The 14,483-nt window shown below is 72.6% G+C and carries 10 protein-coding genes; 5 read left to right on the top strand and 5 right to left on the bottom strand.

The genetic code is table 11. The annotated features are described in order from the left end of the window. Positions 1–2: 2 nt before the first annotated feature. Positions 3–533, bottom strand: a complete 531-nt coding sequence (locus ACFVYL_RS20165; protein WP_389717847.1) for an SUKH-3 domain-containing protein — start codon at positions 531–533, stop codon at positions 3–5. A 91-nt stretch (positions 534–624) separates the two neighbouring features. Further along, complete coding sequence (locus ACFVYL_RS20160) at positions 625–1,251, bottom strand: YwqJ-related putative deaminase (RefSeq protein WP_389717845.1); 627 nt, start codon at positions 1,249–1,251, stop codon at positions 625–627. Positions 1,252–1,579: 328 nt separating this feature from the next. Here ACFVYL_RS20160 and ACFVYL_RS20155 point away from each other — a divergent pair, with 328 nt between their 5' ends. The 3 genes from ACFVYL_RS20155 (at position 1,580) to ACFVYL_RS20145 (ending at position 6,563) form a co-directional block, all read left to right on the top strand. After that, positions 1,580–2,566 (top strand): SMI1/KNR4 family protein, encoded by a 987-nt coding sequence (locus ACFVYL_RS20155; RefSeq protein WP_389717843.1) that lies wholly within the window; start codon positions 1,580–1,582, stop codon positions 2,564–2,566. A 7-nt stretch (positions 2,567–2,573) separates the two neighbouring features. After that, entirely contained in the window at positions 2,574–5,411 is a 2,838-nt protein-coding gene (locus ACFVYL_RS20150) for an SUKH-4 family immunity protein (protein ID WP_389717841.1), read from the top strand. Between the two features lie 249 nt (positions 5,412–5,660). Next, positions 5,661–6,563, top strand: coding sequence for a cellulose-binding protein (locus ACFVYL_RS20145; RefSeq protein WP_389717839.1), 903 nt, complete (start codon positions 5,661–5,663; stop codon positions 6,561–6,563). A 35-nt stretch (positions 6,564–6,598) separates the two neighbouring features. Here ACFVYL_RS20145 and ACFVYL_RS20140 read toward each other — a convergent pair whose 3' ends face one another. The 3 genes from ACFVYL_RS20140 to ACFVYL_RS20130 all read right to left on the bottom strand — a co-directional run bounded on the left by ACFVYL_RS20140 (position 6,599) and on the right by ACFVYL_RS20130 (position 10,587). Then, entirely contained in the window at positions 6,599–6,940 is a 342-nt protein-coding gene (locus tag ACFVYL_RS20140) for a hypothetical protein (protein ID WP_389717837.1), read from the bottom strand. 26 nt (positions 6,941–6,966) lie between these two features. Next, a complete protein-coding gene (locus ACFVYL_RS20135; RefSeq protein ID WP_389717834.1) occupies positions 6,967–8,895 on the bottom strand; it encodes a polymorphic toxin-type HINT domain-containing protein in 1,929 nt (642 codons plus the stop codon). A 219-nt stretch (positions 8,896–9,114) separates the two neighbouring features. Beyond that, positions 9,115–10,587, bottom strand: a complete 1,473-nt coding sequence (locus ACFVYL_RS20130) for an MFS transporter (RefSeq protein ID WP_389718175.1) — start codon at positions 10,585–10,587, stop codon at positions 9,115–9,117. A gap of 459 nt (positions 10,588–11,046) precedes the next feature. Here ACFVYL_RS20130 and ACFVYL_RS20125 point away from each other — a divergent pair, with 459 nt between their 5' ends. Beyond that, entirely contained in the window at positions 11,047–11,835 is a 789-nt protein-coding gene (locus ACFVYL_RS20125) for an ABC transporter ATP-binding protein (protein ID WP_389717830.1), read from the top strand. Next, positions 11,832–14,414, top strand: coding sequence for an ABC transporter permease (locus ACFVYL_RS20120; protein WP_389717828.1), 2,583 nt, complete (start codon positions 11,832–11,834; stop codon positions 14,412–14,414). The genes ACFVYL_RS20125 and ACFVYL_RS20120 overlap by 4 nt, the downstream gene beginning before the upstream one ends. Positions 14,415–14,483: the final 69 nt, after the last annotated feature.

Below are 14,483 nucleotides of genomic sequence, written 5' to 3'. Positions count from 1 at the left end.
CTCTAGGTTCCGGTGCTCGCCGAGAGGCGGGTGGGCTGGGCGCCCGTGACGAGGGTGGCGAGGGCCTGGTCGATGTGGGCGCCGAGGAACCAGTCGCCGCTGTGGTCGAGGCTGTAGACGCGGCCCTCGGTGTCGATGGCCAGGAGCGCCTGGTTGTCGGGTTCCTCGCCGATGGGGCAGACCTCGGTGCCGAGGGCGCGGCCCAGGTCGCCGAGGGTGCGGGCGAGGTGCAGGCCGTACATGGGGTCGAGGTGCACCGTGGCGGGCGCTATCTGGCGGCCGGGGCCCTGCGGGGTGATGTGCAGGCCGCCGAACTCGGCCCAGGCCTCGACCGCCGCCGGGAAGACGGTGTGCCGGTGTCCGGCGGGGGAGGTGTGGCGGCGCAGGGCGTCGGCCCAGATCTCTGCCTGCTTTATGTCCCAGTGGCCGGGGCGCCAGCCGGCGGCGCGCAGGGCGGCGTCGACGGGGACGGGGAAGCGGGTGCTGCCGCCGGTGGCCGGTGCGGCGGTGGGGGCGGGGTGTTCGGGGTGCATCAACGGGTGGCCCTCGTTCGGTCGTTCGGGCGGTCGTGGGGGCGGTCGGACGGACGGTGGGGCGCCGGTCCGGCGGGTGTCCGGGCGACGGTCAGGCTTCGGTGGCCGTGGGGTCGACGATCCGTACGCCGAAGTGGGCCGTGAGGGCGGTACAGGACCGGCAGGGCTGGGCGAAGCCGCCGTGCAGGGGGTCGCCGTCCTCGCGGATGCGGCGGGTGGTGAGTTTGGCGTGTTTGAGGGCCTTGCGGGCCTCGCCGTTGGTCATGGGTTTGCGGGCGGCGCGCTTGGAGCGGCCTCTGTCGGCCGCCGTGAGGTGGCGGGAGATGAGGATGGCCTCGGCGCAGCGTCCGGTGAAGCGTTCGCGCTGGCCGCTGGTGAGGGCGTCGAGGAAGTCCTGGACGAGCGGGTGGAGCGCGGGGGGTTCCTCGCCGCGTCCCGCGGTGCAGGTGAGCGTGGTCTGGCCGCGTACGGAGAGGGCCGCGGCGACGGTCGGCAGGATGCCGTCGCGGCGCTGGCGGAGGATGGGCGCGTGGGCGGCGGTGGCGCTCCAGCCGACGCGTGGGTCGCCCGCGCGCGGGTCTCTGGCGCTCGCGCGCGGGTCCCCTGCTGTCGGGATCGTGGCCGGGCCGTGGCCGGGTGGCCGGGTGGTGCCGTCGTTGCCCGTGGCCGCCGTCGTGGGCAGCGTGTGGCCGGGCATGCCGCTCTGTGCCGTCTGCATTGCGCTCTTCCCTCCCCCTGCTCGCGGCCGTCACCGCGTGTGCCACGCCCCCGCGTCGCGGGGACAGCCTGCCAAATGGGGCGGGTGGTGCGGAAGCTGGGGCACCGCGACACGCCTGGCTTTCCGCCGGGTTTCGCCGCACGGTGACCGTCCGGTGGCTGGTGGTCATGGAACCGGAGGCCCGGTGACCGGTGTCGTCCTTGCGCATAGGCTGTGTCGGCATCGCAGAACGAGATGTGGAACCGGACGTACATGCGTGGGCCGGTTCCGCGGCTCGGTTCACACGAAAGAATCAGAACCTTCCACAGTGCCGCAGGGGGCAACCGCCATGACGACAGGTCGGCTGGGGCAGCAGTCCGCGCCGCCGAACGCGGCTTACGCGGGGCAGGTCGTGCACTTCCCGGACCCGGTCCGGGCCGCGCGCCATCCCAGAGGGGTGCGGGTGGACGAGCACGGCTATCCGGACTTCTCCGCCTACGCGCGCGCCGCCGCCGAGATCGCCGAGCCGCCGGAGGGTTTCGGCGTCGACGAACTGCGCCTGACGGACTACGTGTCGGCGAACGCGGTGCTCGCGGCGGCGGGTCACGACCTATGGGACACGATTCCCGCGGTGGCGACCCCGCACGGCTGGACGTGGCACCACGTGCGCGGCAGCCGCCGTCTTGAGCTGGTGCCTGTCGAGGTGAAGGCGTTGCTGCGCCACCACGGCGGGATCGCGACGACGCCGGTGGACCAGGACAAGCGGGGCACGCGCCCGTTGCAGGAGACGCGGCCCGCGCACTTCGGGCTGCCGAAGGCGGCGGTCGCGGTGACGGAGCAGCAGGTGCAGGGCGTGGAGGAGGACCTGGGATACCGCCTGCCGGGTGCCTACCGTTCGTTCCTGAAGGCCGCGGGCGGCTGCGCGCCGGTCGGTGCCGCGCTGGACGCCGAGTTGGGGCTCCTCGTGGACCAGCCGTTCTTCACGGTGCGGGACGAGGCCGCGGTCAACGACCTGGTGTACGTCAACAAGTGTCTGCGCGACCACCTCACCAAGGACTACCTGGGCGTCGGTTTCGTCCAGGGCGGTCTGCTCGCCGTGAAGGTCAAGGGTGACCGGGTCGGTTCGGTGTGGTTCTGCGCGTACGACGACGTGCGTGACCAGGACGCGTGGCCGCCGGCCGAGCGCGTGCGGCGGCTGCTGCTGCCGTGCGGTGACGACTTCGACGCGTTCCTGTCCCGGCTCGCGGGCAATCCGCCGGAGCTGGAGACCGTGGCGAACCTGATGGTGGACGGCGGCTTCGCGCAGGCCGTCCCCGTGTCCTCGGGTGGGGAGTGACGTAACGATGGTGACGTTCGCGCAGGCGCAGGACCGCGCCGAGGAGTGGGTCAACGGCGACGTGCCGGGCTATCAGCACCGTGAGGTGCGGGTCCGGGAGTTCGACCTGGGCTTCGTGGCCTGGGCCGAGGACCGGGAGAACGGTCCGGTCTCCGACGGCGGCGCGCAGCGGCTGGTCATCGCGCGGGACAGCGGTGAGGCCACGCTCTGGCCGGGGCTGCCCGTGGGTGAGGTGATCCGCCGGTACGAGGAGGAGTACGGCCTCCCGGACGCGGCGCCGCACGACACGCCTGCGGTGCCCCCGGAGCGGGTCGACCTGAACCAGACGTCGTTCCTGCTGACTCCTCCGGAGTGGCTCCAGGAAGCGGCGGACAAGCTGGGGATCCCCGACCGGCGCGCTGAGGGGGCGGCTTCGTCGTCCGGTGCTCCGTCGGATGCCTCGGCAGGTGCCTCGTCAGGTGCCTCGTCCGGTTCTCCGGTCGCCGAGACGCCCGTAACGCCCGAGGCTCCCGCGGCGCCTGTCGCTCCGGGTGGCGGTACGCCGTGGCCCGCGGCTGCCTCCGCCGACGACGACATGGCCGACGACACGTCCGACGACGCGTCCGACGGCGCGGACAGCCTGCCCGAGGTCTCGCCGGGCGAGCCCGCCGGGGCGACTCCGTGGGCCGGTACGGACACCAACGCCGACGCGGGCGACGACCATTCGGTGCCGCTGCCCGCCACGGTCTTCGCGCCGCCGCTGACCGGTCTGGACGACGAGGACACCCCGCCGGGTGCCGCGCCGGAGGCCAAGACGGCGCTGATGCACGGGGGCAGCCAGTTGCCGCGGACGACCGTCGCCCCGGCCCTCGACACCCCGGCGCCGGGCGCGCCCGCGGCTCCCGCGGCACCCTCCGGTCCGCCGCCGAACGCGCCCGCGGGTTCGCCGACGCCTCCGCCGCCCGCCGCGTCCGCCGACGCGTCCGGATACCCGCAGGCTCCCGCGGCGGCCGCCCCCGGAGCCGGGGACATCGCGGACGCCGCCACCAGCAAGGCGGACGGCCCGCCCCACGGGCCCCGCGGCAGCGGTGCCGGTACGCCTGCGCCGCCCGGTCCGCCCGGTCCGCCCGGCGCTCCCGCCGGTGCGACGCCGCCGCCATCCGGGCCCGGTGCGCCCGGCACCCCTGCCGGTGGCTACGTTCCGACGCAGCTCGTCTCCTCGCTCGGCCCGGACGGACCTCAGCCGCCTGCCGGACCCCAGCCGCCTGCCGGACCCCAGCCGCCCGCGGCACCGCAGCCGCCCGCGGCGCCCGGTACGCCTCCGGGTGGGGTGCACCATGCCGCGACGATGCTGGCCGATCCGAGTCTGGGTGGCGCCGGTGGTCCGAAGCCGCCGGGTGCGCCCGCCGCGCCGCAGCCTCCCGGTCCTCCCGGTCCTCCCGGTCCGCCCGGTGCGCCTGGAGCGGGTGCTCCGCAGCCGCCCGGCCCGCCCGGCGCTCCGGGTGCGCCCGGTACGCCTCCGGGTGGGGTGCACCACGCGGCGACGATGCTGGCCGATCCGAGTCTGGGTGGCGCCGGTGGTCCGAAGCCGCCGGGTGCGCCCGCCGCGCCCCAGCCTCCCGGCCCGCCCGGTGCCCCGGGAGCCCCGCAGCCTCCCGGCCCGCCCGGCACCCCGCCGCCCCCCGGCGGCGGCGTCCACCACGCCGCGACGATGCTGGCCGGACCGGCGGTCGGTGGTCCCGGCGCGCCCGGGATGCCGCCGCCGCCCGCGCCGGGACAGCCCGGCCCCGTCGGCCCCGCCATGCCCGGCGGACCCGGCACGCCCGTCATGCCCGGCGGCCCCGCCATGCCCGGCGGTCAGCCGTACGGCTATCCGCAGCAGCCGACCGGTCAGCCCACCGTCGGCCCCGGTTACCAGGCCGTGCTGCGCTTCCGCGCGGCCGACGGCTCCGAGCAGCAGCTCATCCGCCGCTCGGCGCCCGGCACCCCGCACCCGGAGTGGCAGATCCTGCACGAGCTGCGCGGCATGAACGTGCCGCCGCAGCAGGTGCTCGAACTCCACACGGAGCTGGAGTCCTGCGAGCTGCCGGGCGCGTACTGCGCCCGCATGATCCGCGAGACCTGGCCGCAGGCGCGGATCACGTCGATCGCCCCGTACGGCAGGGACCACGCGTCGCGCCAGCAGGGCATGCAGCAACTCCTCGCGCACCAGGGGGAGTTGCACCAGGTCGCGGACGGCCCCGCCCGGCCCGCGCCGGTGCGCGCCCCGCTGCAGCAGATGCCGCCCGCCCCGCCGATCCCCCCGGAGGGCATCGCGCAGGAGCTGGCCGCCGCCTTCGGTCCCGGCATCTTCCGGTTCGATCAGCGGGCGGTGTCGCGGCAGGGCGTGCCGGACATCGTGGCGCACACCCTCGTGGTGGCGGGGCTGCCCGTCGATTTCGGGCCGTTCTTCTGGGCGCAGGCCCAGCCGGGGCGTCCGGTGCCGACGCTGGCGGAGCTGGCGCAGGAGCGGGGCGTGCAGCCGGCCTCCGACGCGGGCTCGTACCTGGTGATGGGCAGCGACTTCGGCCGGGCGCTCTGTGTCCAGTACGGCACGGCGAACATCGTGGCCGTGCCGGTGGAGGCGGGTCCGGGCGGTGCGCCCGTGCCGCCGCAGTTCGTGAACACGGGGCTGCCGGAGTTCGCGCGCTGCATGGCGCTGCTCGGCCGGATGTGGCGGCTGCGCTTCGGGCTCAACCAGGAGCAGGCGGGCCGCTGGACAGTGGACTTCCAGAACCAGCTGGCCGCACTCGACCCGGCGGCTCTCGCGTCGCCGGAGAGCTGGTGGTCGGTGCTCCTGGAGCAGATGTGGGACGGGCTTCTGTAGTCCGCGACCGTAGGTGTGGAACGAGGCGCCCGGCCCGGGGATACGGGTCGGGCGCCTCCTTCGCGCTGGCCCATACGGGGCGTGGGACCGGACGAATGTCGCCCCGATTCCGACTTCCGCCGCCAATTGACGCATCCTTGAGCGGGTGGAGTGGGCGGAGTGTCGCGTTATGAGCGCTTCCGCTTGATCCATCAAGATGTGCGCCAATCGTGCAGTACGCGCGTGGTACGTCGGAGAGGGGATCCAAGGATGAGCAGCAGCGGTGCAGCGCCGTCGCCGCACGGCTTCTTCACCGTGCGGGGGCGCGGCTACCGTCCCGCACAGGTCGAGGCGTACGCCGCCGGTCTGTCCGAGGAGCGGGACGGGGCGTGGGAGCGTGCCGCCCGGCTCACCGTCCTGGCCAAGGACATGGAGGCGGAGGCCGAGCGGCTGCGGGACGTGGTGGCGCGGCTCGCCCCCCAGACGTACGAGACGCTCAGCGAGCGGGCCCGGCAGATCCTGGGGCTCGCCGAGGCCGAGGCCACGGCCGTGCGCGAGGCCGCCCGGGCGGACGTGCAGCGGCTGACGGAGGAGACCGAGGCCGGGGTGCGGGAGGCGCGGGAGGCCGCGCGTGCCTACGCCGACGAGGTCGGAGCGGAGGCGGAGGAGCGGGCGCGGCAGCGTCTCCTCGCGGACCGGGCGACGGCCGACGAGGCGCGGGTCTCCGCGCGGCGCGACGTCAAGGCGTGGCGCGGCGAGGCGCTGGCCGCGCTGCGCGAGATGCGGCAGCGGTGCGAGGAGATGCTCGCCGGCCAGGAGAAGGAACAGGGCGAGCGGTGGGAGGCCGCCGAGCGGGAGGCGGCCGAGCGCGAGGCGGAGTCGGACGCGCGCTACGCGGAGCGGGTGGCCGCCGCCGAGGCCCGGCTCTCCGAGGCCGAGCGGACCTTCGCCGAGGCGGAGGAGTTCGCGCGGCACCAGCAGGAGGACGCTCAGGCGCGGGGCGCGGAGCTGGTCGCGGAGGCCGGTGTGCGCGAGGAGCGGGTGGCGCGCGAGACGGAGCGGGTGCTGCGTGAGCACGGCGAGCAGTGGGACGAGATGCGGGCGCACATGGACCACGTACGCAGCAGCCTCGCCACGCTGACGGGCCGGGCGCCGGCGGAGGAGGCTCCCTAGAGCTCCAGTGCTCCGCCGCCGGCGCCCCGGCCGGGTCAGTCCAGCGCGGGCAGTTCGGGCAGGACTCCTTCCGGGCCGCCCTCGTCGAGGAGGGCGCGCAAGGCCGTCGTCATCGCGTCGACCCCTCCGGTGGGGACGACGACGAGGTCCGCGCACTGGAAGAAGGCGCCGCCCGCGCATTCGCCCGTCCGCTTCCAGCGGTCCATGACGGCGGCGATCTCGCGGAGCGTCATGAAGGTGGCGCTCCACCTCGTGCCGTCGGGCAGCCGGAGTTCGGCGTCGGCGTTCTCGACGTCCTCGGCGCGGTCGTCCGCTCCCAGCATGAACAGGGCGGTGAACCGGTCGTCCGTGACGACGTGGTAGAGGTCACTTTCCAAGAGCTGGTCACTTTCCACAGAGCTGATCACTTTCCATAGAGCTGCTTCAGCCTCGCGATCACCTTGGGCTCGTTGCCCTTGTCGGACTTGCCGACGATCTCGATGCCGCCGTCCACGTTCCGGAAGAAGAGGCGTCCGCCGTTGCGGCCGCGGGCGTACGTGATGTCGGTGCCCGCCAGCGCCTTGCTGCCGAGTCCCGGGTTCATGTTTCCACGGGACAGCTGCTCGAAGAGGCCGTCGAGGTCGCGCTGGACGGCCTGGTTCTTGCCCGCCTGCTGCGCGGCCTTCGACAGCTGGGCGTCCTTGCCGATGGCCGACGTGATGAGCTTGCACGGGGACGCGTTGTGCACCAGGACGGGGGTGTCGCCCGCCAGCACGTAGTACGTGTGCGCGCCGGCCACGGTGAGGTTGTGGACCTCCTGGGCCGGGGCGGTCCACGAGGTGACCGAGTCGACCCGGGCGGGTGCGCCCGAGTCGGTCCGCAGCGTCGTCCCGGGCGTCAGGTCGGCCGCGTTGGTCCACTGCTCGTCGCCGGTCCAGAACGGGTGCAGGTCGGTCGCGGTGAGGGAGGCGGTGCGGTCCCCGCTGTCGCCGTCGACGTCCACGCCGACCTTGACGAGGTTCTTCTCGCCGTCGCCGACGATGAGGTCCGTGACGGGCTGGCCCTGGGTCGTGCCGGTGCCCGGGTCGGTGGCCAGGACCTGGTCGCCCTCGTGCACCCGCTCGATGGGGACGGCGGAACCGTCGGCCATGAGCACCGGCGTGCCGGGCAGGAAGCTGTTGCTCGCGCAGGTGGCGGCGGTCGTCCCGCCCTTGCGGGCCTTGCGGACGTCGTCGGCGGTCAGGGCCTTCGCGCCGACCTTGGCGCCGACCTTGAGCCAGCGCAGGACGGCGAGGGAGCCGGCCGCCCGTTCCGCCCCGCTGAGCTGCTCGCCGGTGGCCAGGTCCTTGCCGGTCAGGGCCTCCACGATGCCCTTGCCGTCGCCGATGCCCGGCAGCAGGTCGAGGAAGAGGGACATCCGGCGCTGCTGGGTGGCCTCGTCGAGGCCGGAGGAGCCCGACCCCCAGGAGTCGCCGACGTGGGAGAAGTCGAAGTCGAGGTCGGGGAGTTCGCTGAGCCGCTGGGCGCCCTTCTTGATGCCGGGGACGTTCTTGTTGGCGGTCTTCATGCCCCGGTTGGCCTGGGCGATGCCGTCGTTCATCTCCTTCATGCCCTTGTTGGCCTTGGAGATTCCCTTGTTGGCCTTGGCCAGGCCCTTGTTGACCTCGTCGACGCCCTCGTTCATCGTCTTGAGGCCGCGGTCCATCTGGGCGAAGCCCTTGTTCATCTGGTCGAACGCCGCGTTGAGCTCCTTGAGCTCCTTGCCCCAGTCGGTGGTGTCCTTGACGGGCTCGACGTCCCGCGACGGCGGGAAGCCGTAGTCGCCGACGACGACGGTGAGGATGCTGAGGGCGTAGAGCGAGTCGCTCGTCGTGCCCATCATCCTGTCGGCCTCGGCGACGTTCGAGGCGAGCTTGATCAGGTGCGGCTTCGCGGCCTTGGCGGTCTTGACCGCCTGGGTCAGGATCTTCTCCTGTTCCTTCGGGTCGTTGGTCGACGAGGGGTCCTTGAGCTCGGCGAGCTTCAGCTTCCCCAGCGCCTCCAGCTCCGTGTCGAGCGTCTTGAAGCGGGCGCCGTGGTCCCTCATCACCGACTGCGTCCCGTAGAGGAACAGGACGGTGCCCGCGCCGGCGATCAGGGCCTTGCGGCTGAACTCCCGCAGGCAGGAGGCCTTCTCGAGGAGGCCGAGGTCGTCGCAGTGCGCGTAGTGCGAGACCCGCTCGGCGATCTCCAGGAGGCTCGGCGGCTTCTTCTCGGCGGCGGCCGCCGGGGCGCCCGCCGCGACGGCCGAGGTGAACGAGAGGGACAGGGCGGCCGCGGTCGTGACGAGCCGGGTGGTGGTTCTGTGGTGCATGTGTTCCTTGGTCATGGGGGCACGACGCCCATGACGATGTGACCCCCGAGTCATTTCTGACGAGTACCCGTCAGAGTTACCGACAAGTACGGTAACACCGCGACATACGCGACATCCTGGAATGCCTGACTTTCAATCAACAAATCCTTACTTCCCCCGGCGCGCGGCTCCCGCCGGACTCGCAAGTACCGCCGGGGTGTGGAGTTTCCGGCAGACCGCTCAGTCGGACGGCTGCGTGGGTGACAACTCGCCCTGCTGGGACGCGAGTTGTGTCTCCGTGAGCACCGGGAAGCGCCGCGGCGCCAGCAGGAGCAGGACACCCAGAGCCACCAGCGCGGCACACCCCGCCCCCACGTACACGGAGTCGACCGCCGAGTCCACCGCCCGCCGCAGCCGCTCCGGGTCGGCCACGGCGCCCGGGTCCTCCAGGACGCGCGCCACCGAGTCGAGGGAGCCGGACCCGGCGAGCCGCGCGCTCAGCACGCCGTTGGCCACCGCGCCGAACAGGGCGGCGCCCAGCGTCTGGCCGATCTGCCGGCAGAACAGGACGGAGGCGGTGGCCGTGCCGCGCTCGGCCCAGCCGACGGTGGACTGGACGCCGACGATCAGCGGCAGCTGGAAGAGGCCGAGGGCCGCGCCGAGCAGCAGCATGAGCAGGGCGGGCTGCCAGGCCGCGCCGGGGTAGGGCAGCAGCGGGAAGGCGAAGAGGAGGAGCGCGGCGGCGGAGATGCCGGTGACGGCGGTGTTGCGGAAGCCGATCCTTCGGTACACGTGCTGGCTGAGCGCCGCCGACACCGGCCAGCTCAGCGTCATCACGGAGAGCACGAACCCGGCGGCCACCGGGGCGAGTCCGAGGACGGACTGGGCGTACGTGGGCAGGAAGACCGTGGGCGCGACCATCAGCAGTCCGAGCGCGCCGAGGGCGAGGTTGACCGCGGCGATGGTGGGCCTGCGCCAGACCCAGCCGGGGATGATCGGTTCGGCGGCCCGGCGTTCGACGAGGACCACGAGGGCGATCAGCGCGAGCCCGGCGGCGAACAGGCCGAGGGAGGGCGCCGACAGCCAGTCCCAGGCGACGCCGCCCTGGACGAGGGCGGTCAGGAGCGTGCCGCCGCAGGCGAAGACGGTGAGCGCGCCCGGCCAGTCGACCGGGCCGCGCGGGGCGGTCTCCCGTGCGGGTTCGTGCAGGTGGCGCACGATGAGCCAGAGTGCCACCGCCCCTATGGGCAGATTGATCAGGAAGATCCAGCGCCAGTCCGCGTACGAGGCGATGAGACCGCCGAGCGCGGGGCCCGCGACGGACGACGTGGCCCACACCGTCGACAACTTGGCCTGGATCTTCGGGCGTTCCTTGAGGGGGTACAGGTCGGCGGCGAGCGTCTGCACGGTGCCCTGGACGGCGCCGCCGCCGAGCCCCTGCACGACGCGGAAGGCGATGAGCGACTCCATGTTCCAGGCGAGGGCGCAGAGCGTGGAGCCGAGCAGGAACAGGACGCAGCCCGCGATGAGGACGGGCTTGCGGCCGTAGGTGTCGGAGAGCTTGCCGTAGACGGGCAGGGTGACGGTGGCCGCGAGGAGGTAGCCGGAGAAGAGCCAGGAGAAGATCGAGAAGCCGCCGAGCGCGCCCACGATCTGCGGGACCGCGGTCGACACGATGGTGGAGTCGACGGCGGCCAGCGCCATGGCGAGCATGAGCGCGGCGACGACCGCGCCCCTGCCGCGTATCGCGTCCTGGGTGCCCACAGAACTCCCTTCCCCCTGCAACTGGTTGCTGCGGGTCACCTTCTCATCCGGGGGAGCCCGGGGGCAGGGTGGACGGCCGGGTGGAGACAACCCTGAGCCGGGCTCCACCGGCGGGTGGAGATCCCCTAGGGGAACCTCCGTACAACGGACTGGGGAGCGTTCGTCCCGCCGGAGGATGAGGCGGGCCGGGACGTTCCTTAGATTTGCTTTACGAGCCGGGCACGGGGGCCGGCTCGGACAACCCGCCCCGCCGGAACGGAGAACCACACCGGCGAGGGTGGGGTTTTCCCCCGCACAAGACTGCGCTGAGCACCAGCGCGCCGGGGCCTGTCCTCGCACCAGACTGAAGCGCGAGAGCGCGCCGTGTACCGACTCGGCTCGCCGGATGACCGACATAGGAGATTTACCGTGACAACGGCTGTGACAACACCCAGGCACGGGGGCACTGGAGGGCGCACGGCCGTGGTGGCGCGGGCGCGCCAGGTCGTGAAGGCGTACGGCTCGGGGGAGACCCGCGTCGTCGCGCTCGACGACGTCGACGTGGACATCGCCCGCGGCCAGTTCACCGCGATCATGGGGCCCTCCGGCTCCGGCAAGTCCACGCTGATGCACTGCCTCGCGGGCCTCGACACCGTCAGCAGCGGGCAGATCTTCCTCGACGAGACCGAGATCACCGGCCTCAAGGACAAGAAGCTCACGAAGCTGCGCCGGGACCGCATCGGCTTCATCTTCCAGGCGTTCAACCTGCTCCCGACCCTGAACGCCATCGAGAACATCACGCTCCCGATGGACATAGCGGGCCGCAAGCCCGACCGCGTCTGGCTCGACCAGGTCGTGGAGACCGTGGGCCTGGCAGGGCGCCTCAAGCACCGCCCGACCGAGCTCTCCGGCGGCCAGCAGCAGCGCGTCGCCGTGGCCCGCGCGCTCGCCTCACGGCCCGAGATCATCTTCGGCGACGAGCCGACCGGAAACCTCGACTCCCGTGCCGGGGCAGAGGTGTTGGGCTTCCTGCGCCGCTCGGTGACCGAGCTCGGCCAGACCATCGTGATGGTCACGCACGACCCGGTCGCCGCCTCGTACGCGGACCGCGTCCTGTACCTCGCCGACGGCCGGATCGTCGACGAGATGCACCACCCGACCGCCGACCAGGTCCTGGACCGCATGAAGTCCTTCGACGCCCGGGGCCGTACATCATGACCGTCCTCAAGACCTCGATGCGCAACTTCTTCGCGCACAAGGGCCGCATGGCGCTCTCCGCGGTGGCCGTCGTCCTGTCGGTGGCGTTCGTCTGCGGCACGCTCGTCTTCTCCGACACCGTGAGCACCACCTTCGACAAGCTCTTCGCGGCCACCTCCGCCGATGTGACGCTCGCCCCCAAGTCCGCCGGGGACGCGGGCGACACGCCGCGCAGCGGCAGGCCCGAGTCGCTGCCCGCCTCCGTCGTGGAGCAGGCGAAGAAGGCCAAGGGTGTCAAGGCGGCCGAGGGCGCCGTCAGCAGCCAGAGCGTCACCGTCGTCAACGCGAAGAACAAGAACATGGGCCCCACCAGCGGCGGCCCGACGATCGCAGGCAACTGGACGCACAACGACCTGCGTTCGATGGACATCACCTCGGGCCACGCCCCGCGCGGGCCCACCGACGTGATGGTCGACGCCGACACCGCGGACAAGCACCACCTGAAGATCGGTGACGAGCTCCGCACCATCGCCGCCAGCGGCGACCACACCGCGAGGATCTCCGGCATCGCCACCTTCAAGGTGACCAACCCCGGCGCCGCGATCTTCTACTTCGACACCGCGACCTCGCAGCGCGAACTCCTGGGCACCACGGGACGGTTCACGCACGTCAACCTCACCGCGGCCGAGGGCGTCAGCGACACCCGGCTGAAGGCCGACGTCACGGCGGCCCTGGGCAAGGGCGCGTACGACGTCAAGACGCAGAAGGAGGCCGCGGACGACAACCGCGAGTCCGTCGGCAGCTTCCTCGACATCATGAAGTACGCGATGCTCGGCTTCGCCGGGATCGCCTTCCTCGTCGGCATCTTCCTCATCATCAACACCTTCTCGATGCTGGTCGCCCAGCGCACCCGCGAGATCGGTCTGATGCGCGCCATCGGCTCCAGCCGCAAGCAGGTCAACCGCTCCGTGCTCGTCGAGGCGCTGCTGCTCGGCGTGTTCGGCTCGGTCCTCGGCGTCGGCGCGGGCATCGGTCTCGCCGTCGGCCTGATGAAGCTGATGGCCGGCGTCGGCATGGAGCTCTCCACCGGCGACCTCACCGTCAGCTGGACGACCCCCGTGGTCGGCATGGTCCTCGGCATCGTCGTCACCGTCCTCGCCGCCTACCTTCCCGCACGACGGGCCGGCAAGGTCTCGCCGATGGCCGCACTGCGCGACGCGGGCACCCCGGCCGACGGCCGGGCGAGCGCGCTGCGGGCCGTCCTCGGGCTGGTCCTCACCGGCGCGGGCGGCGCCGCCCTCTACGCCGCGTCGCAGGCCGACAAGGCGTCGCAGGGCTCGCTCCTCCTCGGCGGCGGCGTTGTCCTCACCCTCATCGGCTTCGTCGTCGTCGGCCCGGTCCTCGCCTCCGGTGTGGTCCGCGTCATCAGCGCGGTGCTGCTGCGGGCGTTCGGCCCGGTCGGCCGGATGGCCGAGCGCAACGCGCTGCGCAACCCGCGCCGCACCGGCGCCACAGGGGCGGCCCTGATGATCGGCCTCGCGCTGGTCGCCTGCCTCTCCGTCGTCGGCTCCTCGATGGTCGCCTCGGCCACCGACGAGCTCGACAAGTCCGTCGGCGCGGACTTCATCGTCCAGCCGACCCAGCCCGGCATCTCCTTCACCGCCAAGGCCGAGAAGTCGCTGGAGCGCGCCGAGCACATCGGCCACATCACCCGCCTGAAGCAGATCGACGCGGACCTGACCACACCCGCGGGCAAGAAGGTGGACGGCGTCGGTCTGAGCGCCGCCGACCCGACGTACGCCACGGACCTGCGCCGCGAGACGGTCTCCGGCGAACTGTCCGCCGCGTACGGGAAGAACGCCATGTCGGTCGGCGACGAGTTCGCGAAGAAGCACGGCCTGAAGGTCGGCGACGAGCTGAAGGTCGCCTTCGACCACGGCAGGACGGCCGAGCTGAAGCTCGCGGCCATCACCTCCGACGACACCTCCCTCGACAAGGGCGCGATGTACCTGAACATCACGACCCTGCAGAAGTACGTCTCCGCGGACCGGCTCCCGCAGAACGACATGATGTTCGCGACGGCCGCCAAGGGCCAGGAGGACGCCGCGTACGCGTCCCTGAAGCACTCCCTGGAGAAGTACCCGCAGTACAAGGTGATGGACCAGACCGACTTCAAGCAGACGCTGAAGGACCAGGTCGGACAGCTCCTGAACATGGTCTACGGCCTGCTCGCCCTCGCCATCATCGTCGCGGTCCTCGGAGTGGTGAACACCCTGGCCCTCTCGGTGGTGGAGCGCACCCGGGAGATCGGCCTGATGCGGGCCATCGGCCTCTCGCGCCGCCAGCTGCGCCGCATGATCCGCATGGAGTCGGTGGTCATCGCCCTCTTCGGCGCGCTGCTCGGTCTGGGCCTCGGAATGGGCTGGGGAGCGACCGCGCAGAAGCTCCTCGCCCTGGAGGGCCTGAAGGTCCTGGAGATCCCGTGGCCGACGATCATCGCGGTCTTCGTCGGGTCGGCGTTCGTGGGCCTGTTCGCGGCGCTGGTCCCGGCCTTCCGGGCCGGCCGGATGAACGTCCTCAACGCCATCGCCACCGAATAGCCACCGCCACGGGGGTGCGGGGGAAACGGCCCCGGCAGGCGCACACCGCGCCTGCCGGGGCCCATCGCT

Origin of the sequence: Streptomyces sp. NPDC058308 (assembly GCF_042880275.1) — a bacterium.
Classification (GTDB): Bacteria; Actinomycetota; Actinomycetes; order Streptomycetales; family Streptomycetaceae; genus Streptomyces.
This window is presented reverse-complemented; position numbering and strand designations above follow the sequence as displayed.